General features: G+C 56.0%; 28 protein-coding genes. 5 read left to right on the top strand and 23 right to left on the bottom strand.

Annotated features, from left to right (window positions below):
- Window positions 1-5: 5 nt before the first annotated feature.
- The 17 genes from RBB76_RS25875 to RBB76_RS25795 form a co-directional block, all read right to left on the bottom strand.
- Window positions 6-1,268, bottom strand: coding sequence for an efflux RND transporter periplasmic adaptor subunit (locus RBB76_RS25875; protein ID WP_429634145.1), 1,263 nt, complete (start codon window positions 1,266-1,268; stop codon window positions 6-8).
- A gap of 177 nt (window positions 1,269-1,445) precedes the next feature.
- A complete protein-coding gene (locus tag RBB76_RS25870) occupies window positions 1,446-2,279 on the bottom strand; it encodes a hypothetical protein (protein ID WP_429634143.1) in 834 nt (277 codons plus the stop codon).
- 163 nt (window positions 2,280-2,442) lie between these two features.
- Window positions 2,443-5,154 carry an ADOP family duplicated permease gene (locus RBB76_RS25865; protein ID WP_429634141.1) on the bottom strand — a complete coding sequence of 904 codons (2,712 nt, stop codon included), beginning with the start codon at window positions 5,152-5,154 and terminating at the stop codon, window positions 2,443-2,445.
- Window positions 5,151-5,498 carry a PadR family transcriptional regulator gene (locus tag RBB76_RS25860; protein WP_429634139.1) on the bottom strand — a complete coding sequence of 116 codons (348 nt, stop codon included), beginning with the start codon at window positions 5,496-5,498 and terminating at the stop codon, window positions 5,151-5,153. Before RBB76_RS25860 ends, RBB76_RS25865 begins: the two co-directional genes overlap by 4 nt.
- Window positions 5,499-5,657: 159 nt before the next feature.
- Window positions 5,658-6,143, bottom strand: a complete 486-nt coding sequence (locus RBB76_RS25855) for a hypothetical protein (protein WP_429634137.1) — start codon at window positions 6,141-6,143, stop codon at window positions 5,658-5,660.
- Between the two features lie 154 nt (window positions 6,144-6,297).
- Window positions 6,298-6,825: a hypothetical protein gene (locus RBB76_RS25850; RefSeq protein WP_429634135.1), complete on the bottom strand. Its 528-nt coding sequence runs from the start codon at window positions 6,823-6,825 to the stop codon at window positions 6,298-6,300.
- A gap of 365 nt (window positions 6,826-7,190) precedes the next feature.
- Window positions 7,191-7,424: a DUF3303 domain-containing protein gene (locus RBB76_RS25845; RefSeq protein ID WP_429634133.1), complete on the bottom strand. Its 234-nt coding sequence runs from the start codon at window positions 7,422-7,424 to the stop codon at window positions 7,191-7,193.
- 114 nt (window positions 7,425-7,538) lie between these two features.
- Window positions 7,539-8,558 (bottom strand): ketopantoate reductase family protein, encoded by a 1,020-nt coding sequence (locus RBB76_RS25840; RefSeq protein ID WP_429634131.1) that lies wholly within the window; start codon window positions 8,556-8,558, stop codon window positions 7,539-7,541.
- 270 nt (window positions 8,559-8,828) lie between these two features.
- Window positions 8,829-9,536 carry an aspartate/glutamate racemase family protein gene (locus tag RBB76_RS25835; protein WP_429634129.1) on the bottom strand — a complete coding sequence of 236 codons (708 nt, stop codon included), beginning with the start codon at window positions 9,534-9,536 and terminating at the stop codon, window positions 8,829-8,831.
- A 132-nt stretch (window positions 9,537-9,668) separates the two neighbouring features.
- On the bottom strand, window positions 9,669-10,043 hold the full coding sequence (locus RBB76_RS25830) for a Rid family detoxifying hydrolase (protein WP_429634127.1): 375 nt from the start codon (window positions 10,041-10,043) through the stop codon (window positions 9,669-9,671).
- 89 nt (window positions 10,044-10,132) lie between these two features.
- The gene (locus RBB76_RS25825) at window positions 10,133-10,558 is read right to left on the bottom strand and encodes a Rid family hydrolase (RefSeq protein WP_429634125.1); all 426 of its coding nucleotides are present in this window, start codon (window positions 10,556-10,558) and stop codon (window positions 10,133-10,135) included.
- Window positions 10,559-10,623: 65 nt separating this feature from the next.
- Window positions 10,624-11,526, bottom strand: coding sequence for an alpha/beta fold hydrolase (locus RBB76_RS25820; RefSeq protein ID WP_429634123.1), 903 nt, complete (start codon window positions 11,524-11,526; stop codon window positions 10,624-10,626).
- Between the two features lie 71 nt (window positions 11,527-11,597).
- Window positions 11,598-12,014, bottom strand: a complete 417-nt coding sequence (locus RBB76_RS25815) for a cupin domain-containing protein (protein ID WP_429634121.1) — start codon at window positions 12,012-12,014, stop codon at window positions 11,598-11,600.
- Between the two features lie 9 nt (window positions 12,015-12,023).
- Window positions 12,024-12,971, bottom strand: a complete 948-nt coding sequence (gene bla, locus RBB76_RS25810; protein ID WP_429634119.1) for a subclass B3 metallo-beta-lactamase — start codon at window positions 12,969-12,971, stop codon at window positions 12,024-12,026.
- Between the two features lie 310 nt (window positions 12,972-13,281).
- Complete coding sequence (locus RBB76_RS25805) at window positions 13,282-13,806, bottom strand: DinB family protein (RefSeq protein WP_429634117.1); 525 nt, start codon at window positions 13,804-13,806, stop codon at window positions 13,282-13,284.
- A 209-nt stretch (window positions 13,807-14,015) separates the two neighbouring features.
- On the bottom strand, window positions 14,016-15,026 hold the full coding sequence (locus tag RBB76_RS25800) for an alpha/beta hydrolase (protein ID WP_429634115.1): 1,011 nt from the start codon (window positions 15,024-15,026) through the stop codon (window positions 14,016-14,018).
- Window positions 15,027-15,094: 68 nt separating this feature from the next.
- Window positions 15,095-16,057 carry a formylglycine-generating enzyme family protein gene (locus RBB76_RS25795; RefSeq protein WP_429634113.1) on the bottom strand — a complete coding sequence of 321 codons (963 nt, stop codon included), beginning with the start codon at window positions 16,055-16,057 and terminating at the stop codon, window positions 15,095-15,097.
- Window positions 16,058-16,316: 259 nt separating this feature from the next.
- Between RBB76_RS25795 and RBB76_RS25790 the strand changes: the two genes are divergently transcribed.
- Together RBB76_RS25790 and RBB76_RS25785 are read left to right on the top strand one after the other, a co-directional pair.
- Entirely contained in the window at window positions 16,317-17,399 is a 1,083-nt protein-coding gene (locus RBB76_RS25790; RefSeq protein ID WP_429634111.1) for a sensor histidine kinase, read from the top strand.
- Complete coding sequence (locus tag RBB76_RS25785) at window positions 17,396-18,154, top strand: LytR/AlgR family response regulator transcription factor (protein WP_429634109.1); 759 nt, start codon at window positions 17,396-17,398, stop codon at window positions 18,152-18,154. Before RBB76_RS25790 ends, RBB76_RS25785 begins: the two co-directional genes overlap by 4 nt.
- Before the next feature lie 17 nt (window positions 18,155-18,171).
- Here RBB76_RS25785 and RBB76_RS25780 read toward each other — a convergent pair whose 3' ends face one another.
- The 3 genes from RBB76_RS25780 to RBB76_RS25770 are packed head-to-tail and all read right to left on the bottom strand — an operon-like array spanning window position 18,172 to window position 19,946.
- On the bottom strand, window positions 18,172-18,756 hold the full coding sequence (locus RBB76_RS25780; protein WP_429634237.1) for an SCE4755 family polysaccharide monooxygenase-like protein: 585 nt from the start codon (window positions 18,754-18,756) through the stop codon (window positions 18,172-18,174).
- Between the two features lie 59 nt (window positions 18,757-18,815).
- Window positions 18,816-19,616, bottom strand: a complete 801-nt coding sequence (locus RBB76_RS25775) for a hypothetical protein (RefSeq protein ID WP_429634107.1) — start codon at window positions 19,614-19,616, stop codon at window positions 18,816-18,818.
- Window positions 19,617-19,946 (bottom strand): PadR family transcriptional regulator, encoded by a 330-nt coding sequence (locus RBB76_RS25770; protein ID WP_429634105.1) that lies wholly within the window; start codon window positions 19,944-19,946, stop codon window positions 19,617-19,619.
- 120 nt (window positions 19,947-20,066) lie between these two features.
- Between RBB76_RS25770 and RBB76_RS25765 the strand changes: the two genes are divergently transcribed.
- The 3 genes from RBB76_RS25765 (at window position 20,067) to RBB76_RS25755 (ending at window position 21,682) form a co-directional block, all read left to right on the top strand.
- Window positions 20,067-20,555: a cytochrome c gene (locus RBB76_RS25765; RefSeq protein ID WP_429634103.1), complete on the top strand. Its 489-nt coding sequence runs from the start codon at window positions 20,067-20,069 to the stop codon at window positions 20,553-20,555.
- Window positions 20,556-20,792: 237 nt separating this feature from the next.
- The gene (locus RBB76_RS25760; RefSeq protein WP_429634101.1) at window positions 20,793-21,233 is read left to right on the top strand and encodes a heme-binding domain-containing protein; all 441 of its coding nucleotides are present in this window, start codon (window positions 20,793-20,795) and stop codon (window positions 21,231-21,233) included.
- Window positions 21,230-21,682 carry a c-type cytochrome gene (locus RBB76_RS25755; RefSeq protein ID WP_429634099.1) on the top strand — a complete coding sequence of 151 codons (453 nt, stop codon included), beginning with the start codon at window positions 21,230-21,232 and terminating at the stop codon, window positions 21,680-21,682. The genes RBB76_RS25760 and RBB76_RS25755 overlap by 4 nt, the downstream gene beginning before the upstream one ends.
- Window positions 21,683-21,909: 227 nt before the next feature.
- Here the strand turns inward: RBB76_RS25755 and RBB76_RS25750 are convergent, their stop codons facing one another.
- The 3 genes from RBB76_RS25750 to RBB76_RS25740 all read right to left on the bottom strand — a co-directional run bounded on the left by RBB76_RS25750 (window position 21,910) and on the right by RBB76_RS25740 (window position 24,908).
- The gene (locus RBB76_RS25750; protein WP_429634097.1) at window positions 21,910-23,496 is read right to left on the bottom strand and encodes a ParB/RepB/Spo0J family partition protein; all 1,587 of its coding nucleotides are present in this window, start codon (window positions 23,494-23,496) and stop codon (window positions 21,910-21,912) included.
- An 83-nt stretch (window positions 23,497-23,579) separates the two neighbouring features.
- On the bottom strand, window positions 23,580-23,993 hold the full coding sequence (locus RBB76_RS25745; RefSeq protein ID WP_429634095.1) for a DUF6908 domain-containing protein: 414 nt from the start codon (window positions 23,991-23,993) through the stop codon (window positions 23,580-23,582).
- Window positions 23,994-24,908 carry an ArdC-like ssDNA-binding domain-containing protein gene (locus RBB76_RS25740; RefSeq protein WP_429634093.1) on the bottom strand — a complete coding sequence of 305 codons (915 nt, stop codon included), beginning with the start codon at window positions 24,906-24,908 and terminating at the stop codon, window positions 23,994-23,996.
- Window positions 24,909-25,124: the final 216 nt, after the last annotated feature.

Genomic DNA, 25,124 nt, shown 5'->3' with positions numbered 1-25,124 from the left:
TCGAATTACTGGCTCTGAAGCTTGACGCGATCAGCGGAGTCCCAGCGCGACATATCAGAGAGAATGACCTTGTCCCCGACTTGGAGACCCCCGATGATTTGGATACTGTTGACTGACGCACGGCCGATTTTGACGGGCACGCGGGTCGCGTACTTACCATCTGGCGCTAGGCGAAAGAGACTAATCGTAGAGTTTTCGTTGCCGATTGCAGGATGTCCGACGTAGAGCACGTCCGCCAGACGGTCGAGATCAATCGTGCCGTCAACGGAGAGGTCAGGGCGTGCACCCTGCGGTAGATCACCAAGAAGCTCGACGTCTACCGTAACCGTGCCGTTTTGGACAGCGGGGTCGATGCGCGTCACCTTGCCGGAGATAAGACCGTTATGGGTGTCGATTTCTGCAGGTTGGCCGATCTGAATGTCCCGAGCTTGGGTCTCCGGGATCTTGAGCGCTGCCTTGAGCTGATCTGGTTGAACTACTTTGGCGAGGGTCGCACCAATGGCGACGTGCTCACCCACCTGATGAGGAAGGTCGGAGAGTACACCGGAGATGCCGGCGCGCACACTCAAAGCGTCTTGCTGCTTCTGTCGCAGCGCAAGAACGGCCGCGGCTTGCTGGACCTTGGTCTGCTGTACCGCAAGTTCGGTGGCAATGGCCTTCTGGTTGAGATCTAGCCGCTGTGTCTCCAAGTCATTGCGCACGTTCAACTCTTCGGCCTTACCCCTCGACGCGCTGTACGTAAGTCCGCTAATGACGCCGAGGTCATAGAGATTCTTATCTGTCTGCGCCTGCAACAGCGCCTGCTTTTGATCGGCACCCACCGTCGCGGCACCGGCGCGCTGCGTCATCAAGTCGCTCTGCAGCCTGGCCTGAGTGTTCTTGTAATCCGCCTTGGCGGCTTCGAATTGTAGTTGGGCGTCCAGCAACTGCTGCTGCAACTCGGGATCAACAAGATCCATGACCACAGTTTCCGGTTCGACGCGGGCACCCGGCAGTACCCGAATCCTCACGACGGTTGCCTCGGTCTCCGCTGGGATGAGGCGAATACGATCTTCACGTGCTACCAGTGATCCCGGTCCGCGTACTTGACGAAGAAACGGGCCGCGTTTGACGGTGTCGGTCCAGACAGCACTATCCACGGTTGGAACCGCTGGTTTTAGTCGAAGAATGAACCAGGCACCTATGACAACCAGGGTCAGCCCAATGGCCGCTAGGGTGAGTCGATAGCGCAGCTTTCGCTTTCGTATGTCAGGTCGTGAAATATCCATTATGGGGAGTGATCCTTGAGAACTCGCTATGGTTGATTCATCAGCATCCCGAAGGAGGCTGGGATGGCTACAACTTTGTGAAGTTAAGTCTCGATTTGCTAGATCTACCGCGATTGACCTGAATGTCTAATGGCCGAGGGTACAAGTCCCAATTTGCGATCCAGTGCATACGGGACTTCACTGGAGTTTTGGTTCAACCCCACAGGTGGGATCGGAGAAGCATTCGCTCTGTCCTGCATCGCGATACTCTGCTCCTTTACTCTTGAAGCCCTCCTCCCCGTCATAGCTGCCCGAGAGTGCGGCGGAGAGCCGCCATGAGGGAGTGTCTGGAAGACTGGTTTCGCTGCACATAATGGTCGCTATTGCGGGACTCTGGTCAACGTTCTGGTCATACGCCGCCGTTATCAGATACTTCGCGGGCAGCGTAAGCCCTGGCCGCTCATTATCAAAAAGAAGACTGGCGATCCAGAAACGTCCGCGAGCATGCACAATCTGGAACGAATTGATGCCTCGCGAGGATGGCTTAGCGTCGTCCTTCGCGTCCCGGCCTTCGTCCGTGCTCCACACCTCGACAAGATCGCCAAACTCCTCGACTCGGTTCGCTATGCTCCGCTCGAAAAAGCCGGTCGTCTTGAAGTAGGGGTCGTTTTGTTGGGCGAACATGTCGGGGGTCAGGAAGACTACATCGCCCTTGCGTGCGGGTTTGTCTTTCGACGCGGGAAAATCAGGATGAATTGAGCCAATCCTGCCATCGGGCAAGAACAATGAGCGGAAGCGCTGCCAATCACGGTTACCGGCTGGGCCGGAAATCACGTCGTACAGCGAAGCGACGAGGTGGTCCACAGTGTCCACATCCGCTGAGTCCTTCGCGGCAGGCCAGTCTGGATGCCCCGCGAGTGTCCCCACCACCGGAGGCGGCGTTGGTGTGGCGGGTGCGGACTGCTGTGCGCTCGCATTGAGCGTCAGTCCCACAAGAAAACAAGACACCATAAAAGCGAAGCTACGAGTCATGACATATCTCCTTGGTTGATTAATTCAACCGATGCGCAATCCGGTAAGAATCGGGCCCAATTCCGAGCGCCTTTCACATTCTTTTGAGTGCGCGTTGTGAACCGATTCGCTCCGTTCAAACGCGGATACTGAGCTTGAGCTTCACGCTTCCAGCGCCAAAAGCTTATCCGGACTGGAGTGTCGTGATCGGATCGAGGCGCATCGCGCGCAGCGCAGGGACGTAACTGGCGGCGATGGCGACGGCGGTGAGCGCCGCGGTCACGCCAGCGAAGATGGAGAGATCGTAGGGCGAGACACCGTAGAGCAGGCTAGCCATCAAATGAGAAACAATAAGCGCGCCTACCAGGCCTACGCCGGCGCCGGCGCCGGCCAGAGTGAGCCCTTGGCGCAGAACCATAGCGAGGATATTGCGCCTTTGCGCGCCCAACGCCAGGCGAATGGCGATCTCGCGCGATTGCTCATTGACCAAGAACGAAATGGTGCCATAGATTCCCAGGCCCGCTAACAGCAGGGCGGTTATGGCAAATAGCGCGACCATTTCCATGGAGAATCGCCGCACTGAAAGCGATGAGGCGAGAACGTCGTTCAACGTCTGCGGATGGAAGACAGGAAGCTCCGGATCGACAGCCTGTATCTGTGTGCGCACCTGCTCGGAGATGGCGGCGGGATCGACCGCTCCACGCAAGTAGAACGCAATAAACTTGGCCGGCCGCTGATAGAGGTCCAGGTACATCTGCGGGACACTTGCGTCCGCGAGCGACTCTGTGTGCGCATCGGCAATGACGCCGACGATGGTGGTCGCGTCCGGCCTGGCACGGCCCAAACGGCCCAACATACGGACTCGCTTGCCGACCGGGTCCTGATTAGGCCAGTAGGTGCGGGCCGCAGCCTGGTTGATGACTGCGACCAGAGGCGTCGATTCGAGGTCCTGATCGACGAAGAAGCGTCCACGCACAAGAGTCATACCCAGCACGTGGAAATAGTCCGGGGAGACGATCGATGTATCCAGCAACGGTGGCTGTCGGTCCTGCCCTTCCTGGCCCTCGCGAACCAATGGAACCAGTCTGCGATCGTTCTGGCCATGGCCGAGTGGGATCGCCTGCCGATCGCTGACGGCGGTTTCTTCTACTCCCGGAAGCGTCCGGATTCGACGGAGAGTTTCCCGCAGGAACACCGCTTCTTGCGTGGCAGTTCGATAAATGTCGGTACTGGGATCGTTAGGATTCGGCAGCGAACTCTCGATTGCCATCACTCGAGTGGGATTGAAGCCGAGTTGCACGTTGAACAAGTCCCAGAAGCTGCGTAGCAGAAGGCCGGCGGCTACCATCAGCACCAAGGAGAGGGCTAATTCACCAATCACCAGAACATGGCGCAAGCGCGAACTCCGCCGGGAACCGCTAGAGCCGCGACCTTCCTGCCGGAGGGTCGCCGTCAAATTAAGGCGGCTTGTGAGAAACGCGGGGACAAGTCCGAAGATGGTTCCGGCGGCGACGGAAACAACGATGGCAAACGCCAGCACGCCCCAACTGATGGAGATATTATTGAGGCGCGGCAGGCTTTCGGGAACAAATTGCAAAAGGAATTTTTGGGCGCAGAAGAGAACGGCGAAACCGGCGAAACCGCCAAGCACGAAGAGTAACAAGCTCTCAGTAAAGAGCTGCCGGACTAGCCGCATTCTTGCGGCTCCCAAAGCCTGGCGAACGGCCATTTCGCGTCCGCGCGCGCTGGCGCGAGCGAGAAGCAGATTGGCGACGTTGACGCAGCTGATCAGCAGGACCAGGCCGACCGCGCCAAACAGCAGAATGAGCGACTGGCGAACGTTGCCGACGAGACTCTCGGCCAGGGGAGTGAGATGGATAGCCCACGCGCCTTGCGATGGATAATCCGCCGGATATTGCTTTTTTAGCGATGCAACGAGGGCATCGATACGCCCCTGTGCTTCCGCAGCCGATAGACCTGGCTGAAGGCGCGCGATGGTCTGATAGGGGGTACGCGTGCCGCGCACCAGGGGTGAGGAGGGGTCAGCGATAAATCCGGTCGCCGCCCACAATTCGGTACCGACCTGCTCGTTGGTTTGGCCCTGGTCGCGGAAGCTGGCGGGCATGACGCCGACAACAAGAGCGGGATCGTTGTCAACGCGCAGAGTTTTGCCGACAATGTTCGGGTCGGCCCCTAATGCGCGCTTCCAGAACCCATCGCTGATGACGACTTCATTGTTGAAGCCGGGGGTGGCGTCGTGCGGATCGAAGGTGCGGCCCAACTGAGCGTGCACGCCGAGCACCGCGAAGTAGGTCGGTGAGACCGACTTTCCAGCGATGCGCGTGGGCTGGCCGCTGCCGGTAAGAGTATCGGTGCCGAAAAACCAGAGGGACACACTTTGAAAGATTCCCGAGTTCTGAAGGTCTCTCAGCTCAGGAATGGAGAAGCCGATGTCATGCGCGCCCACGCCGGGAAGATTGGCTTGAATGCGCACCAGCTCGTTGGGGTGGGGGTAGGGCAAAGGATGCAGCAGTGTGGCATCGATGACGCTGTAGATGGCAGTGGTGGCTCCGATGCCGAGGGCAATGGTGGCGATGACAATAAGGGAAAATCCAGGAGCCCTCAAGAGCATGCGGAACGCATACCGGATATCGAGAAGGAGATTCTCAGCGAGCGGAAGACCCTGCTCGGCGTTGTGGTGCTCCCTGATGGCCTGGGCCGCGCCAAGCTTCAGTGCGGCCTGCCTGCGCGCCTCCGCAGGCGACATGCCGGAGCGTAGGTTCTCCTCAGTCTGCAAGGCCACATGCTCGGCCAGTTCCTCACGGAGACGCTGGTCGGCGCGCTTTGCGGTGGCGAAGTTTGAGAGACGAATGAAAAAGCGTCGTAAGAATCTCACAATAAATCCTCCGCCTTGAAGTTGAAAAAGCGTGCGACGATCGCTGCGGTCTGTTCCCAATTGCGGGTCTCTGCCTGAAGTTGTTTGCGGCCGGCCTTCGTAAGGTCATAGAAGCGCGCGCGGCGGTTGTTATCCGATGCGCCCCACTCCGATGTGACTGAGCCTTCATGCTCGAGCTTGAGCAATAGGGGATATAGCGTGCCCTGGTTGACAGCCAAAAGGTCTCCGCTGACCTGCTCGATGCGCCGTGCAATTCCCCAGCCATGCTGCGGTCCCCTGACATCCAGTGTCTTGAGCACCATCAGCGAGAGAGTTCCTTGTTGTATGTCTTGTTTGTCTTTCACGGTAAAGTCACCTTTTGTATTCCCACAGGAATGGAATTTCGATACGTCTCCTACAGGTAACCAACAGGAAGAATGCATTTAGCAGCCAGACCTGTTGTGCAATTCAATCGAGTTTCCTGAAGCCTCGTGTTCTGCGGTACCGCGTCGGTGACATGCGGTTCACTGAACTGGCTCAGTTGCCCTTGCGAACCGCCGAGCGCTGAAAGATATCGGCAGCCCGATCACGACCATGTGCACAATCAGTCCATGAAGGAGATCGTGAAGCTTGTAGGGACCTCTTGCGTGAAGCGCGGAAAGAGGTAGGACGATGAGATTCATTACCAGCTCGACTGCAATCCCATAAAACAACCCGCATACCAGCCAGTGCCCGGTCAAGAAGTTCAGCTTACGGCTCGCCGCATAGTAAATAGCTGCAGCTGAGAGCGCGATAAAGAAGTGCAGGAGGACGCCCAGCACATAAGTGGATACACCCCCATGTAAAGCCTGTCGGCCCATCAGGCCCGCTGCAACTAAGAGCGGAACGCGCGTTCCAAAGAGGGCAAAAGCTTGCATAAGGTCCAAGGTGCCGGCGACCAGGCCGCCCACTGCAATTGCCAGAATAGGTTTGCGGAAATTAGGAGCCGTGCTTCCGGAAACATCAATCATTCAGGACTCCTTCGGGATTCGTGTATGAGCCTCGACGTTTGACACCTTCATCCCGTAGAAGGAACGGTTCAACGATTAACCTAACGTCACTTTTCGCCGGTAACAGCAATTGCGCGCTAACTTGGGGCCGGCAGAGGACATCACTTGAATCCCATTACCAATTTGCGATCGGCGGACTCTCCGTCCACCGTTGCTGGCCCAGTGGCTCGGTAGATAAGATGGTCCACTGGTTGTCATTCAATTTTCTCCAGCCATCCCTTGCAACCAGCACTCGGTACCCCTTGCTCGTTTTGCCGTCTTTGTCCTTGGTCTCGACCTCGACTTTCTCAAATACGAGTACGGACCAGTCATTGCCTCTGGGCTCGACCGTGAGCACGTTAGCATCAAACTTCGTTGCCTTGGCTGAAGGCATGCTATTGATAAACTCTTGCCGGGTACGTTTTTGGTCAGCAGTTTGGACGTAGAAATCAGCAGCCAGCATTCTCTCGATCGTGTTCATGTCCAGCGCCACACGCGCTTTAGTCCACTCGGCGTAACCGGCTTGAATCGCTTTTCGCGCTTCATCGGAACTGATGGTAGGAGCATTTTGCGCCGCGGCTGCAACGGTCACGGTTATCGCCAGTAACGTGGAAGCGAGAATGCGCCGCCCCAGGTTCATGTAAGTTGCCAATCTCGATTTCACTCGCTTCTTCTCCCCTTGTAGAACTCGTCGGCCGCCGGGGTCGTCCCAGCAACGTTCTTGGCGATACTCCGGCGCTGACGGAACCATATGCCGCGAAGAACGGGGGTTTGTAGGAAAAGTGACATGCGGTGTCTGCGATGAGACAAGCGGTCAGACTAGGCGGCCAAAAAATGTGTCACGGGATTCGTTCACAGAGCAGAACCGGTCCGCAGCGCTGGTGCCGAGGCCGCCTCAATGGTAGCTTCGGCACTCGCTTCGCGGATAAGCGCTACAAAAGAGTTGGGCCAGTCAAGAATCGCCAAGGCAACCACCAGGGCAACGGAGCTTAGGAATTTCACTCAGATTGAATCGTCGACCAGAAATCGTTAGAAGTCAGTACCGGAATGATTTCGATCCATTAGGTCACTCCAACACCTGATCCACGGCATCAGCGATTCTGAATCCGGTGCTTCCATGAGTTGAAACCACCGAACGGCCGGCAAGTCGACCCAGTTCGCGTGGTACGGTACGCCCTCAGGCAGCATTCGGCCTTTTTGTCTGAATCGCTCCCCGATGAGCCCCGTGTCACATTTGAACCGTTCTATGACCTTGAACAACATGAACAGGCGTCGCCCTCTGAAACCCTCTTTGGATGATGAAGCATGCCCAATGTGAGCGAGACCAATCTCTTTCTCAAAAGACGGGTCACTTGGGTTTCAGTTACGGCGCCGACCTCAGTCCGCAGTTTGGACGGCCAGATCGTTCATCCGATCTGGTGAGGGAAGGAGATCCCCACGCTCGATCTGGTGTATGAGGCCTGTCATTCTGGCGTTCATGTGTACGGGCACTCCGGATACGTGGCCTAACTTCACCACATAGCCGTTGATGAAGTCGATCTCAGTCTTACGGCCGCGCTCAATGTCCTGGAGCATAGAGGGTTTGATGTCTCCGTAGAAAGCAAGGACAGTCTCCACCCACGCCTTGTATTCTTCCTCTGCGGCAGACTTGCTCGGCCAGCCGGGCGGAATCGGGTCCACGGTCAGCCGCTCCAGCCGAGTGCCAATCGCAAGTGCCACGGACAACGCTTCCTCGTACGTCCGTCGGAAGACCTTCTTGCCTGCCTCCGTTTCGATGTATTGACGCATGGTCTGCGAACAGAGCGCACCGAGGGTTGTAACCGAGCAATTGATCAGGAGTTTCGACCAGATGGCACCAGTCAGGTTTGAAGATACCTTGACCTCAATCGCTCGGCCCAAGGCGCGCGCAACCCGCTCGACGCGCTCACTCACACCACCGGCAAGCTCGCCTATCAGTAGATGCCCTGCATTCTTCTGCTCGTAGACGCCCGGTTCTACCATTGTGGCACCAAGATTTGAGAATCCACCTAGGATCTTATCTTCGCCTAGACGATCCGCAAGCGCCCGCGCAACGCCGCCATTCTGTATCGGCAATATAACCCCTTTGGGGGCAAGTAGGCCCACCATGTGGGGCGCGACTTCCAGCGCGTCCTGCGCTTTGGTGGCAAGCAGGATCAGGTCAAATTGATCTCTCTCTGCGTAGTCCTCAACTGCGGCAACGTCGATAGCGTTTGCCCTTACCTCGCCTCCGATGCCAGACACTCGCAGACCCGATCTCCGCAATGCCTTCGCGGAATCGGTATTGCGAGTCGCAAGCCGGACAGGCAGTCCTGCGTGGATGGCACGCGCCGCAATAGTTCCTCCCAACGCGCCGATGCCCACTATCAGTATTTGCACTGAAGCCTCCAAGGTGGCAAAGCCGTCCAGTCTTTGACGGTATGCATGTCGACAATGATTGGCCCATCTTTTCGAGAAAAGGTAGCCCAGGGATATTGAAAACCTACAACTGCGTGAGAACGGCCATGCACCGAATTCTCCCCGATCCCGAGTAATCGGCAAACTGGAAGTGATTCCAATGTTCGTTTCGAGAAAGACAGCGCAGGTAAGGCGTACCGACCCTTCTCAACAACCTTGTTTGCGTCGGATCCCTTCAGATCTGAAGACGGCTCAGGCACCGACTAAGCCTATGGCTTCTGGAAGCACCTTCTTGAGAATCGCTTCAATGTGCAAAGCAGCACAGTCGATGTACGGAAACTGGGTGTTTGCTTCATTGAAAATCAGTGAGAGGTCGGTACCAGCGAGAAGAATCGCGTCCAGCCTATCCCGCTCGCAGAATTCGAGCGCAAGGCTGGTAAGACCTCGATGTTGCGACTCGGAGCCCTCTCCTGCTTGAGCCAGTTCTAAATAAGTGCGATGGATGTACTCGATCTCGTTTTTCGCCGGTAGCACTACTTCCACGCCATCAGCCATGCCAAAAAGGACGGACTCAATGACAAAGCGAGTACCGAATACACCAACTCGGCTGGCCGAGCGTCTGGCAAGCTCTTTGACGAGCGGATCAAAGATGTTCAGCACCGGCAAGGGCGAGATGGAGAGAAGTTCTCGAATACAAAGATGCGGCGTCACTGCTGGAATCACAACCCAATCCGCTTTCGCCGCCTTCAATCGATCAACAAAGCTTTTTAGATATCGCGCCATACCTTCACGGTCACTCGCCTCAGCATACTCAAATATCCGAGATGTCTCGGCATGAACCATGACAAGGTCGAGCGGGAGACGCCGCTTGGCATGAGCCTCTGCCAGCGCTCGATAGTAATGCGAAGCAGCTCCCGGTCCGAGCCCGCCGATGATACCGATACAGCAATCCATATCCATAAAGTATGCCTAACAGTCTTGAGCGCGTGGGCGAAGATAGAGACTTCCTGAAGCAATCACTCTCCGCTACATCGAGTATCGTTTCTGCACTTTCTCGCGTAAGTTTGCTAAACCCGGTTAGCCTGTTCCGTTCTATTCCAGAGCGATAGCGTCGATCTCCACCAAGCTATCTTTGGGCAGACGTGCCGCCCCAACGGTTGTACGTGCCGGGCGATGCGGACCGAAGATTGCCCCGTACACGTCGTTCATCGCTTCGAAGTCACTCATGTTTTTCAGGAACACCCCGCACCGCACGACTTTGTTCAGGTTGGATCCAGCGGCTTCGAGGATCGCTGCAATATTCTGAAGGGCGCGTTCGGTCTGTTGCCGCGCGTCACCCTCGATGATCTGCCGGGTAGCGGGATCGAGGGCAAGCTGTCCGCTCACGAAAATAAATCCACCGGCCTTGACAGCTTGTGAGTAAGGCCCAACACCGGGAGCCTTGCTGGTACAAACGACATCGCGCATAAACCTCCTTGCAAATACGTACCTTCCTCGTACCCGGACGGATCTCCGTTTGTTCGGTCTGAGTCTTGCTGCTCGCAACAAGTAGCTGGCTATGCGCGAATCTTTCCCTCCCCGACGACCACCGCCTCGCCGCCGACCTGAACCTCTTCGAGAACTCCATCACGGCTAGAGAGCGCAATGTGAATATGACTTGGGCGGCCCATCCGGACGCCTTGGAGGCTTACGAGCCGCGACTCAGTATTGGCTGATACAGCGTTGTACTTGAGCAGATATGCGCCCAGCACTGTCACCTTCACAACATGAGAGAGATCCTTCCGAGCCGCCCGCAATATAGCCGCATCATTCTTGAAGATCTGTTCCGTCTGTTCAGTGATCCCGCCTGGTATAAGCTTTCCCGAACCTGGATCTTGTGCCACTAGCCCGCTGAGGTACAAGACCTGGCCTGTTGTGACTGCAACAGAAAACGGACCAACGGGTCGCGCAATCTCGTTCGTTAAAATTTCAGTCCTAGTCATATTTCTTCTCTTGAAGTACAAAATCAACTGCTACGGTGTTGCTGTCAATGATGTCGCATCCCCCTTTACCGGGCGCGGCTTTGTTTTGTCATCGCCAAGCTATAGAAGAGATCGAAACGAGTGACCATATCTGCTGGCCGTTGAGCTTGAATAAGATGGCCCACATCTTTCCAGATTTCAAATGAGGCGGAGGGTACTGCTGCTTTTATCGCCCCCGCGTAGGCAAACACATCGCCAATGTCAGCCTCACCCACAAGGATGAGCGTTGGCACCGTGATTTCTGAAAGACGGGAAACAGCCGACGGTGAAGGGTGCTTTTCCAATTCGCCTCCAAACTTCAGGTTCTGCGGATTGTCCGCCAACACGTCATAAAGTTTTTTGCGCGCAGCCGATTCGTTCCCTGCAATCAGAAATCGGTCCCTCGACCATTTTTCCGCTGCAGCTCTTACGTCTCCATGAGAAAGGGGAGTGTCGTTCTCCTCTCCCCGCTTGATGAAGTAGTCAGAGTTAGCCATGCCGTGAACGACAGGCCCAATCAGAAACAACGCCGACACCATTGCCGGATGAGCGAGAGTGAAGTCTATCGCCAAGCCTCCTCCTGAAGAGTTCCCAATAATCACGGTTCGATCCATATGCACTATTCGCAAGATGCTTAGAAGGTCATCTTCGGGAACAAAGGGGGCTCTAGCTCTATCAGACCGGCCGTATCCTCTGCGGTCGTATCGCACAACGTGGTATTTGGAACATAGAGGTTTCCAGACCTCGTCCCAGGTGACAGAGTGCAACAACCCGTCGTGGAGGAGTACCACTCCGGGTCCGGGTGTGCTTGGTCCGCATTCTTCGTACCAGATCTTTGACCCACCTACATCAGCGTATTTCCCAACACTCGTACTGAATTTCAAAGCCTGAGAAAGAGCTTGCTGGAAGACGCCAACAAGGCCGATCAACAAAGCTATTTTGCGGATCATCTACAAGTTCTCCCTGACATACTCTGGACGCCTTATTGCATCGCTCATACGCTATCCGCTTGAAACTTGCCCTAGTGTGGAGACCGGATATTGAATTGGTCGCCAGGAGTGTGTACCCATGTGGCTAGAACTTTCGCCCCGTGTTGCCCAGCGGTGGTCTGATGCGCGATCATTGCTGGAATTTGGAAGCTTTCCCCCGTGCGGTATACCTTTTTCGGCCTGCCCTGCATTTCTACTATTACTTCTCCACTGAGCACATAGCAGGTCTCGGGACCGATCGCCTTTTGACGGGGTTTTGCTGCGTTCGGAGAAAAGTTTGCTATTCCCATACCTAGTTCGCGATTTGTCTCCGGGATTGCAACCCTTTGAAGGACAACGGTTGCATCTGCAGCGATGGGGTTAGTCGCTGTTTGCGTCATAGCTCTCTGTGGGTGGATGCCCAGTATGAAACCTACACACAGGAAGATGAATGTAAAAGAAATGCTCACAACATTCTCCTATCGTCTGACCGCGGCAGCCTGCTGTTCGGCCAGAGCCTTCTCAAAAGTGTTCTGCGCGTCCGAAACGAACTCCTTATAGCCGGCAGGGTCGACGAAGACACCGGGGCCAGCTTTTGGATAGCGCTTCAGTTTGGTGAGCAGGTCGAAATACTCGCCGTGAGCTCCAAGAAATACGTCGCACGGTAACCTGCGCAACGTTAGGAAGGTGTGCTGAAAATCTTGGGCGATACCGGGGTAGCTCTCGGGATGCATGGACGTCGGAACGAAGTGATATTCCGACCAGAAACTCATGCCTCCAACGATTACGATATTCCTCATCGTTCCGGCTGGCTCTCCTGGAATGTGAGATCGCATCGTCCATGTGGTGCATCCGCGGGTGTGGCCAGCCGTCTTGTGAGCTGTCAACGTGACATTTCCTAAAACTACAGTGTCCCCGTCGTGAAGAACGCGGTCCACATGTACAGGTGCGTATAAGGGGACACTTGGCGAGGGAAACAAGAAGTCTGTGCGCGCACCGCTTTCGGCCACGCTCACGTCTCCGTCCATCACCATATTCCTTGCGTGTGTCTCGCGAACAACTTCGGCGGCTCCAGCCATGTGATCGAAGTGCGCTTGGTTGTTTAGCAAGATCCTGGTGTCGCTCCAATGAAAACCAAGCTTCTCCACGCTTGTCCGGATTTGTGATGGCGAGCTAGCAAGGTTTGCATTGATAAGAATATTTCCGTCAGAGGTTATGATGAGGTAGCTTGCAAGTTCTTGGCTTCCTACGTAGTAGACGTTGTCAGCGATCCGAAAGGGTGCGAGCGGTGTAGTCCACGCCGGATTATTTTCAGCAAGAATGGGTTTCGCAGCGCTGCACAGGAGAACGAATAAACAGGAGACGACGACCCGCGATTCGCATCTGTCTCGGAACACGCAGCCAATAAGCTGGCCGAATCCGCCCATAGAGTCTGATCCTCGTTGGTGCTTTAGGGAAATAGTAGAGCGTGGCTCGGTCGCTACGTCCACAAGTTCGGAAGCTGTGATTTGCGCTGCAATCGTTCGAACACAAAGACGACGGAATAATTTGACTAGTTTCATGAACACTAACAACAACCCTCCACTTTCATGCTTTGACTTTGTTCTTCATCCAAGACAACCTTGCCCGCGAAGAGATGGATTTCACGTTCGGCGTATGCTGCAAGCCTTGGATTATGTGTAACAATGCGAATCCTCGCTCATCGAACAGTATGCCGCAAAGAACCCCGCGACGCTCCTACTTAGACCAGGGCGGAACCACGTCGTTGGTCCGCGCGTACGCGATCGACTGCCCCAGATGCTCGTGTTGATCCTCGATAATCAGCATCAGCGCGGCCTGCTTCGTCATGTCTCTTCCGAACAGTTTCACCGGCGCCTGCAGGTCGTTGTCGGAAAGTCCCGTAATCGCTTTTTGCAGATTGACGTAAGAAGTCTTCAGAGCTTCCTGCATTTTCTCCGGATCGGTGATCGGAGCTGGCTTCGCCCCCGCATTCGGTGTGCCCGAGAGCGCGGCGGCGAGCATGCCGTTCTCCGTAACGATCAGGTTGAACACGTCGCTAACTGAGCGAACGCCCTGGCCGGGCTTCCAGTCGTACTTGCCCGACATAACGCGCGCGAGTCCGGTGAATTTGTCGGAAAGCGTTCCGGCATCTTTTCCGAAGGCAGCTCGAACTCCTGCCGGCTGCGCTTGCGCATGCGCCAACGGCATCATCAAAGCGACCGCAAGCGCGAACACTCCATACTGAGTAAGAATCTTCTTCATGTGGAACTCCTCTACGTGGCGATGCTTCTGCTCACTGAACATATGCTGCGGAGAACCACTGATTGTAGGAAAAGTGACATGCGGTGGCCGAAATGAGACAAGCGGTTAGAGTTGGACGTCAAATACTGTTCCAACGGATTCGTTCACAGAGGGAAACCCGAATCAAAATGTGGCAGCGATATCCAGCACAAACTGAACCGATGACTTAGTTATGGACTCTTAGTCCGCTTCTTCACGGGTTCACCTGACGGTAGTTTGTCAGACCAGCTTGCAATGACCTGTGAGACACCATCTTCGTGCCCGTCATACATGTGCCCGGCACCTTGAATCAGAGCAGTATCTACGCGTGTTGGGTGGGTAGGTAGCCGTTTGATTGAAGATTTGATCTCTTCCAAGTCCTTCTCGTTTCCAACGTCTCCATCTGTTCCTAAAAGAATGAGCAATGGACACTGAATGCGGGCGACACCCGCATCGGTGCTCAGCTCTCCGAAGAAATCTTTGAATCCGGGAGGTCTGTTGAGGATGTCCAGAAAGGTGGCGGCACTCAGAAAGGGGCCTTGCACCAATTCTTCTGGTTTCCCATCAGCAATGTCTTGCTTTGCGTTCGATACCCATTCAGGAGGTGGAACCCTCGTATCGGGGCGGACATCTCCTGAAGCAAGTATCAGTCCCGCGACGCGTGGGTCCTGGGTCTGCGCTTGATATTCGCGTACAGCGTTCGCGCCCGCACTGTGACCCACGAGGACGACCTGTTTGAACCCGAGTCCCTCTGCAAAGTCTATCCATGCAGCTATATCTCGTTGCTGTTCGCCGGGGACTCCCCAGTATGTACCGCCGCGGATGCGCTTGCCGCCACGATCAGTCTCGACATTACCAAGATCGTGCGTTCGGGTGTTCCCATCAATGACCGTGTAGCCTCGTGCTGCAAGGTCTCTGCTGATTTCAAGATAGGTTGGAGAGTAGAAATTAACGGTCGCTCCATGAATCCAAATCACGGCGAGTGGCTTGGCTACGCTCTTTGGTGGAGAGAAGAGCGCCCCCGCGTCGGGAACGCCATCTTTAGTCTGAACTTGAACAATGCGCTCTGTAATCTCTCCGTCCTTTCGATCGGCGGTTTGAGCGGCAAAGCTTCGCCCAATCGGAAAAGCTGCACAAAGCAACACAACGGTGCCACAAAGAGCCGCCGTCTGAATCCGCACTTTCACTTGGTCTAATATCATCCCGCTCCGCCTCCTTTCATCTGCTACGCAGGCTGGGGAGTAAAGTTCCGCTGCCTTGCTGAATTTCTCTAGAGCGTTCTGGCCACGCGGAACCCCAAGCTGGTAGCCCGTTTGGACGTGGCGAGCCCACGGCGATGAGCCGAGCGGACGACGCTAAGATCAGCGTCCCAGGAACCGCCATGCACAACGCGCCGACCACAGTCTCCAGCCTGCCACGCCGTGCCATCAGTAGGTGCGCCGCTATAGTTGGCGTTCCAGCAATCTTCAGTCCAATCCATGACATTGCCAAGCATGTCGTCGAGGCCGAATTGGTTCGGCGGAAAACTTCCGACCGGCGACGTGAATGCATACCCATCGCGGCACGCTCGATTTGCCCCGCTATCGCCAGGGTGCTGCTCACTATAGTCCAGATCTCCAACATTGGTGTAGCGGCAGAACTCCGCCGGATTATCGCTACCGTAACGCGCTGTCGTTGTTCCCGCGCGCGCGGCGTATTCCCACTCATCTTCCGTTGGCAATCGGTAAATATGCCCTGTCTTGGCGCTCAGCCAAGCCACATAAGCCTGCGCATCGTCCCAACTCACACAGACGACGGGGTCTCTTCCTGTCTGCAGAAATCCTGGAGCATGCCAATTGCCCTTCATGGCAATGAAGCCGGTTCCGGCCGCATTAACCGTGATGCAGCTATCGGAGTCTGGCCTTTTTGTTTCCCCGACAAACAGAGCGTACTCATCTCTTGTCACGTCAAATTTGGCAAGTGCGAGCTTGTGTCGGATCGTGACCAAATGCTGCGGTACCGAGCTTCCGCGAATTTCACTGGGTAGATTCTCGCGCGCTTCTTCCCCAGCCGGCGCCCCCATAGTGAACCTGCCTTGTTGGATCACCACCATTTCGGGACAACCATTCGAACAGTCACGGAACGACGTACCCGGGGCCGGCGTTCGCGCCCGCGCGCCGGCCAGCGTTGCGGTCATCCCGAGCACCGCCAAACCGGCGATGCCACCCATCACTCTATTCACTAATCCGTTCATGCCGCGTCCCTGTCTCTATCTTGTCGGTGCTCCTGCTCACGAAACAATATGCCGCGAAGAACGGGCGCCCGCAGGAAAAGTGACATGCGGCGTCCAAAATGAGACAAGCGGTCAGGAGTTGGCCGTCAGATACAGTTGCCCTTTGTCGGGAGAACTTGGCGCTCTCGACCGCCGTGTCCTCAGTGATATCTCCTTCGAAGGGTCAGCTATAATCCGTGCCTGAGGGGTCGACACACCATTGCGACAAGCCACGCTAGATATGAGACGGACGAGTTGGTTTTTGATCCTGTGCGCGTGGACGATTGTAGGACTGTTGTTCGCCGTGCGCCATATCGTGGTGGTGAAGGCACAGGGGTCACATGTAAGTTGGGCGATCGTGGGTACACTCGAACTTGTCTACTGGTGCATATGGGCGGCGTGCACCCCGATTGTGATTGGTCTGGCCAAACGGTTCCCGTTGACTGGGGCGAAGGTTGTACCTCATGTAGCGATTCACATAATCACGTCGCTCATTATGGGTCCGCTGGCAGCTGTCACCGAACACTTTTTGAGCCATGGCCTTGTGCAAACAGTTTTTCGCACGACTGATCCTGCCGTGCTCCATCTTCTCCCGCCGTTTGCACTCAGTGTTCTATCGATGAGCTTTACTGGCATGCTTACGTACTGGTTGATTGTGGGACTGTATCAGTCCATCCACTTTTACCAGGCCGCTTTGGAGCGCCAGACGATAGCGGCGCAACTGGAGACGCAGCTCTCTCATGCCGAACTTGAGAACCTTAAAAGTCAGTTGCATCCGCACTTTTTGTTCAACAGTCTCCACACCATTGGAATCCTGATGCAGGAAGACGTCGATGCTGCGAGCCACCTGCTCGTCTGCCTCGGCGATTTGCTGCGCATGGCCCTCGAACGTAGGGAGAATGAGATCACCCTGCAGAGCGAGCTCGACTTCGTCAGCAAGTATCTGGAGATCGAACTGACGCGCTTTCATGATCGCTTGAAGGTTCACATGGATGTGCCACTTGACCTTCTCGGAGTCTATGTACCGAGCCTGGCGCTTCAGCCACTGGTTGAGAATGCCATCAAACACGGCATCAGCGTCGATTCCGCCGCAGGCCGGCTAGACATCATTGCCAAACTCCGCAACGGCAGAGTTTGGCTCTGCGTCCGCGATGATGGCCCGGGTCCGGCGCCGGCATCGCGTCTGCGCTTCGGCGTCGGACTCACCAATATTCAGTCACGCTTGAAACAGCTTTACGGGGAGGATGCGTCGCTGGAACTCACGGGCGGCAACGATCGAGGTTGTGAGGCCATCATCACCATTCCACTGAGGAGTTCCCATTGAAGACTCGAGTCCTCATCGTCGATGACGAACCGATCGCACGGCGCGGCATCCGTCGCTATCTGGCCGAACACGAGGGTATTGAAGTTATAGGCGAGGCGGCGAACGGAATAAGTGCGGTGGAGCAGATCAATGAACTGCTTCCCGACATCGTTTTCCTCGATGTACAGATGCCGGATCTGGATGGTTTTGGCGTCATCGAAAATGTGGAGCCGTCGTCCGATCCCGCTCCCGTATATATCTTCGCCACGGCTCACGATGCGCACGCCATTCGCGCATTCGAAGTGCACGCTGTCGACTATCTCTTGAAACCCTATGATAAGGAGCGATTTGCCAAGGCCCTGGTCCACGCGCGTCAAGTCCTTGAACAACGCGGGAAAACGAATCGAGATCTCGAACCGCTGCTCCAGTCCCTCCGTCGTCTCCGCCCATTGGAACGTTTTGTAGTGAAAGACAAGAAGCGGATTTTCTTTGTTCCCGTTCCCAACGTTTTGTGGATCGAGGCCACGGGAAATTATGCCTGCATACACACCGCAAGCGAACATCACCTGTTGCGGGAAACCATGGCACACCTCGAAGAGAAGCTGGCGGCCCACCACTTCATCCGTGTGCGTAAATCCACCATCGTGAACAGTGCCTGCATTAGCGAAATTCGTCCGATGTTCGATGGGGTTTACGACATCGTACTGGCAGAAGGAACGGTGGTCACGTCGAGCCGCAGGTACGCTCACAAGTTACGGACGCTGTTGGAATCCTAGCGAGCGCAGTAGCGCCTTCAATGCTGCTTGTTTTCGGCGGGAAATCTGGTATCGATCGGCTTATCCGGATTGGCGCGTATTTGAAGGTCAGCGCAATGGTGATAGGTGTAGTCTCCGTCCGGGTTTCTGACATGGGACGCCATAAATTCGATCACCTGTAAGGTGCACTTCGTACAGTTGATGTTCGGCATTTCGATTTCAGCTTCCTGAATTTTGTCGAGCGGGACGGTGTGCATAAACAATCCGTCGGCAAGAATCGGTGGAGCAGGGGGATATTGAATTGCTCCTGAAATTGACCTTTGACGACCGTCGGGTCCGGTCTTGCTGATGGGTTCTGGATCTGGTGGGAGTTCACTGCGCGAGTTCACGGCGAGGGCCACACGGTAAAAACCGGGATGGAATGCCATCTCCTGGATTCGAAGATGAAGCTTTTCGCCTCCTTCGAGTTTCGTTACGGCCCCGGTGGGTTTCCCCGGATCGGTCAACGTTCCGCCGCACGGATACGACCACTGCGGGTCGCCGAAATCGTCTTCTTCCGCAATCCACGGTGCGGGTGAAAGCAATTTGAAGTGCGCTTCTACTGGCAGAGTCAGCGCGAGCACCAAGCAGCCGCCCAACACAACGGAATACGTACTCATCCGGTTCCTCCTTTAGGGCCTCTTCAAATCCGTTGTAGTCTGTCGAGAACAGCTGCATCTACGCGCGGCGCGAGACGACTCATGAGCAGGTATCCCATACCCAAAGCGAGCCAACTGGCGCACGTGACAAAGAGGTCAACCGTTGAAACCGGTGAACGTAGCAGAGCGAAACTGAACCCGGCCAAAACGAAACAAACCAAGACGATGCCGACACGCGCGACTTCCGCCGGAATAAAAAGGCGTACCGCTCGGAAGAACAGGCCGGTAATAAGCCCATAGAACAGAAAAGCTGGGTGAAAACCCATAGCTCTAAATGACATTGTGACGACTGCACCAATTGCCGCAAGCATAATTGCAGCTTTTTGAAACCGGCAGCGTTCAAATTGAGTTTCGAGCAAAGTCAAACCCAGATATACAGCGACGAACGCCACGATATCCAGCGCTTGCACTACCGTATGTTTACTTGCGAGCAGTTCAGAAATTGGTGTGCCAAAGCCGAATGCCAAACCGGTCTGGATTCCCAGAATGGCCATGAGAAGAGAACTCGCGATCAGCAATGTCGACAGCGCATAGGCGAATACCAAAAACGTTCGACGCTCGTACCTGTAAACATGCAAAAAGCCTTCGGCGACTTGGCGGGCGTCGCCAAAGTGAGCCATGAGTAGTAACTCAATCTCCTGCTCTTCATGGCCTGCATCGCGTGCGGCATCAACGAAATCTTCAATATGTGCGGTAAGTTCTCGCTGAATCTCCCGCCGCCGCCTGGCGGACGGAATCTGCGCGTAGGTCACGACGTCATGGATCAATTCGTCCGCTTTGCGCATCTATTTGCTCTCCAGTATGGCCGCCATCGCGCCGGTCAAATGTTGCCACTGCCTTTCGTATGCGACCGCGGTTTTCTTGCCCTTAGGGGTGAGCGAATAATACTTTCGTTTCCTGCCATTTTCGGCTGTGCGCCACTCGGCCTTTATTTGGCCTTTCTTTTCGAGTTGATGCAGCGCAGGGTAAAGAGTGCCCTCTTTGAAATCGAATGCGTTGGCGCTGCGGCGCGAGGCTTCCTGAAGAATTTCATAGCCGTACAGTTCGCCTCGCGAAAGCAGGTGGAGCAGCAATAAGCTGATGCTTCCCTTCAAAAATTGTGTGTCAATCTCCATGGACGCCTCCTGTCATGCTTAACAAGCCTTGGTAAACAAGGTATACTCGCCAAATCGCTCTGTCAATCGCCTCGCGGTTGAAGAAACAGAGAAAAATCAGCAGGACCAAGGAGGCACACAATGGGAAAAGGTTTGATCGCGTCATCGGTCGCTTTCGTTTGCTTGGCAGCCGTTGGCTTGTCGTCACAAGAAAGAAACGGCGTCTCCTACGTTGACGTAATCGCCACACGTCAGGCGAGCCTGGATATGTCTTCGATCACCTTCCACTCAATGGGAGACGCCATGAAGGCAGGCCGCGAGGCGAAGACTCAGGCGTATCCAGCGGCCGCCCTTGCGAAATGGGCTAAGACTCTTCCAACAATGTTTCCGGTGGGAACTGGCGAGGGGCAGACGTCGGCGGATTCACAAGCGCTTCGTGCAATCTGGACCGATCGCGCCAACTTTGATCGGGCTGCGGCCGATTACGCGGACGCCACAACCAAACTGGCTGCATTGGCTGCTGCGAATGACACCGTGAGCTTCACAAGACAACTCGATGAGGTCAGTCACGCGTGCAGTTCCTGCCACACCCGGTATAAATCGGGAGCGCAGGCCGCTCCAAAGAAGTGAGTGTCGGTCGAATCTCGCATACCGAGGATATCCACGAGGTGATGCATAACTGGAGAGGAACGTGGGCTTTCATACCGTGATGTCGTCGGCGTCTCTACTGCCAGCAACGCGAACCGCTCCCTTCCGAAGGCCGATGAGAGCGGGGTGGTGGTGACCCCATGAAACCAATCCACATTGCGTTGCCTGGCACTTTTTTAAGTGCGAGCTTGGCGTGCTCTTTTATCCACCCGTGGGGAAATGCTCGGATTACAAAATCCGACGATCGACTCATGGAGGGGGATAAATGTACCTGCGCCGGTCAGGGCCATCCTGGAGAACAAATGCGCCGATTGCCATTCGGAGAGGACAAAGTGGCCGCGCTATAGCCGGCTTGCCCCAGCCTCGTGGCTGATGGAGCGTGACGTTCAGGACGGTCGTGAGCATTTTGATATGTCACGGTGGCAAGAGCTGGATCGGGATGAGCATGTCGAGTTACTGACCAAGATCGCAGCCGAGGCACACAGCGGTGAGATGCCGCCGAAGCAATATGTGCTGATCCACCGCAGCGCAAAACTCACTCCAGAGGAAGGCGATTTGGTATATGCGTGGGCAAAGGCTGAGAGAAAGCGGCTCCGGCAGCTAGCCTCGGCGATTGGCAATCGTGGAGTAGGAAATCGGAGAGGTACAGACGCTCGATGAATGATTCCCATCAACCGATAGCAAAGAAGAGCTTGAGCAGGAAGGCCTCGACAGCTCTGTACCTTGTAGCTCTCGTTGGAGTGGCGTGTATGGTGCTGGCACCTGCGGGGAGTGCTGCAGGCGGTTCGGCTACGAGAATGCCCCAAGTCGGTACGCCGGGCGGCGATGTTTTGTTTGTAAGGCGGTGTGGCGGGTGCCACTATTTGGACGACGATAAGGAGGGTCCGCGCCTGCGGCACGTTTACGGAACGAAGGCGGGTAGCGTTGCTACCTTCAAATATTCGTCTGCATTGAAGGCGTCACGCGTCGTTTGGGACGATGCAACGTTGGATAGGTGGCTGGCCAAGCCAGACTCTGTGGTGCCCGATAGCGATATGGATTTCAGTGTCTCGAAACCCGAGGAAAGAGCGGCAATCATCCAGTACTTGAAATCGGTTTCCACAAAATAGAAAGTGTACCCCGCGTTTGACCCCAGGTTCATAACCCAAAGAACAAGCAGCCGCGAGTTTCGTAGCAGCTTCGGAACTCGACTCCTGACGCGCAGCCGGCGAGCGGAGGCCGGTGATGTAAGCGGGATGAGGGCTCGGGAGAAACCGAAGGGGTGTCTCCCGGCGCGATTTGTTTCGAGCAAAAGAATGAGAGGCGGCAGGTATGCCGCCCCTCGAAGGATGGAACGCTAGGCCGCTTTCTTCGCGGTCTTCGTTGCGGGTGGTGGAGTCTTCTTTGCCTTCTCCTTCGCGGCGAACTCCTGCTTCACCTTGGCGGCGATGGCCTCGGTGTCTACCTTGTATGCCGTGGCGGCATCCTTGAGGACGGTGGCCGGGTTGCCCCGCGAGGTTGCAAGCAAAATGCTCGCCTCGACCAACAACCGGGAGAGCGTCCCTTCATCCGCGCGGCGAACAAAAGCAGTCAGCGTTTTGCCAATTCCTCCATCGTCCCGCTTCTGACGGATGCCATGCTGCCGCGCCAGCATTTCAACACGGTTCTCGTCCATGACGCTTACCAGCTTCTCAAGGATGAAAAGGAGGTCGCGCTTCAGGAGACGAACGGGAACGGCGGCGTTCACAGCGGCAAGGACACGGAGACCGGTCGTGTTGGCGATGGCCTGTTCCTTGCGCTGCTTGTCCTGCTCGGCCTTCCACTTCTCATCGTTGCGGCTGGTTGGCTGCTTCGGATGATGGACCGGGCAGGTTGGATTGGCACATACCTTATGGATGGTGCCAACGTCCGAGCCTTCGGTGATGATGGCCTCGGTGGTGAACTTGCACACTTTGAACTCGGGCCGCTTCGCATCATCTTTCGACTTCGGCTTGTCGTCCCGAATCGCGATGTACTTATTGCGAGGGATTACCGGGCTGCCTTCTTTCTGTCCGCCGTAGGCCGTGCTGATCTGCACCAGTTCCGGCTTCGCGGAGACGGTCTGCGCGACGTGAGCCGAAACCTTCGCCTGATAGCAATTGGGGTCGGTGCATCGGTCGCCCTGCCTTCCGAGGTCATCGCCAAAGAGCAGCTTGTTATGTCCTGTCCGTTTCGGGCAGTCGGCACAACTGCCAGCAGCGGGAACAAGCTGCGCGTCGCGTTTGTTGAACGGCGCATCTTTCAAGACCAACAGGATATTGCTGTCGATCCAGAATTGCAGGTTGCGAACCGGTAGCAGGATACGCGCTGGTTTCGATCCTCCGTTGTAGACCTCCTTGAAGCAGGATTGGAGTGCGGCTTTTTGCTGGTCGGCGGGCAGCTTCGCCAACAGCAGCGCATGGCCCACGCCGATTTCATCGGCGTAGAAGGCATCGACCGCAGCGGAGACAAGGTCGGACAACTTCAACCTCGAAGCCACGAAGACGGGTGATTTGCCCACCTTCGCGGCGATCTGCTCGATGCTGTACTTCGGGTCTTCCAAGTCCAGCAAAGCGCGGAATCCCTGCGCTTCTTCCATCGGGTGAATTTCCGACCTGATAAGGTTCTCGACCAATTGAGCTTCCAACGCCGCTGCATCGGAGAGGTGAACGATCCGGACAGGGACGCTCGGTGTCTTGGCCATCTGCGCCGCGCGGTAACGCCTTGCTCCGGCGATGATCTCGAAGCCGTTTTCGGTCAGTGGCCGCACAAGCAAAGGCGAGAGAACGCCCTGGGTACGGATGGACTCTGCCAGTTCCTTCAAGGCGGTCTCCTCGAAGGTACGGCGCGGGTTGGTCTTGGACTCACTCAAGAGAGCGAGAGAGACGTTGCGATACTCGGTGGCATTGACGATCTGCGTTTCCATGATGGTTTGCTCCTTTCGAGCGGTTGAAGGGTGAACGGTAGCGGAGCGGAGACACGCTGGCGGTTCCGCTCCAAGGGAGCGGACTAGCCACGAATGCACTTATCCGTAAAAGCCTCGACAAAGCCCTGTAAGCGGAGGTTGTTGTCCCACGTTGCGGCAAAGCGTTTGTGCTGGTCGTGAAGCTCGACAAGATGCACGTACTGGTCGCGCACGACGTTGCGGCTCCACTGCTCGATGGCAACGTAATCGTTGCGCCAGTACCAAGGATCGAGGTGCGCACCACCCCCCATGCCAAGCTCGAAGCACATCTCCGGGTCACGCATGAGGTCGCCGTTCTGTTCGCCGTAGTGGGCTACGGAGATGGCAGAAAGTCCCATCGGACCGGACTCGTCCATCGCCTCGATGACAAGTTCCATGTACGGGGCGTTGTCGATCTTGAGATAGAGGCCGGGGTGCCACCCTCCGGCCATCTTGAGGATTTGAAGGATGGTCTGCATTTACGCCACCTTCGCCAGTTCTGCATCGGGCATCGTCTCTTCGGCTGCGGACGATTCCAGTGCGGCAAGGATGACAGCGGAGGTCTGCTGGATGACTTCCAGCGATTCAATCAGCAACGAGGCGTTGCCATGATAGAGAGCAATGTAATCGGCACTCGCGGTTCCAACCTCAAGCCCTACGGCTTTGCCGACCACAAAGGCGATTGCCTCGGCCTCTGTTTCGCGTACAACCTTGGTTGTGGTGGTGCGCCGCTCGGCCTTGTGCAACATCTCGTGCGCCAACTCATGAAGCAAAGTGGCGAAGGTTTCGGCCTTCGATTGTCCGGGAAGAATGGCGATGCGTCCCCCGTAGCTCATGCCAAGCGCGGGAGCGATGTTCTCGGTGTAGACAAGCTCGATGCCCTGACGTTCGATAAACGAAACGAGACGGTCGTGATTCTCGCCTACATCGCCATACACTTCACGCATGGCGGGGAGCTCGACACCTTCGGTCTGCTCCACGTCGAAGACATAGGCATTGCGGAAGCCAACAAGCACGCGGGTGTTCTGCTTGGTGATGTCCTTCTCGGCTTCTGCGTCCGGCTTGCGCTTGATGCCGATGATGGGAGCGAGAATGCGGATACCCTTCTCGCCTTTCTTCACGCGGCGTCCTAGCTGGTTCCATGCGTACATGCCCGCAACGCGCGTGGCTGTCGGGCGCTGTCTCGCAATCTCCAAGACATTCCCGAAGGAATAGGAATGAAAGCGGCTCATCGTGTTCAGATAGGCGGTAAGTGCGTCCGAGTGCCCGGCCTCTAGCTGCTCGATAAGGCTCTGGACATTGGCGGCGATCATCTCTTTTGCTGTTTGCCGTGGCTGCGGCTGTTTGGGGTTTCGCGTGGACGGGGTGACGGTGGTCGTGGCTGGGCTGCTCATGGTGTTTGTCTCCTTTGCGGTTGCCTTTTGCTTTTCATGCCATGCGTGGCATGTACCTACATGCCGAACGCCTCCTGGCGAAGGCGGGGCGGCAAAGCGCAAGGGGAGGGGTATCTCCCATCCGGAGCAAAGCGGAGGACGAGCGAAGCGAAGGTCTGCACAAGCGCAGCGCGGAAGACTGTTGGGAAACCCCTTGCGCTGCGCCAGGGCAGAGCC

The organism is Tunturiibacter psychrotolerans, assembly GCF_051013365.1.
In the GTDB taxonomy this organism is placed as follows: Bacteria; Acidobacteriota; Terriglobia; order Terriglobales; family Acidobacteriaceae; genus Edaphobacter; species Edaphobacter psychrotolerans_A.
This window is presented reverse-complemented; position numbering and strand designations above follow the sequence as displayed.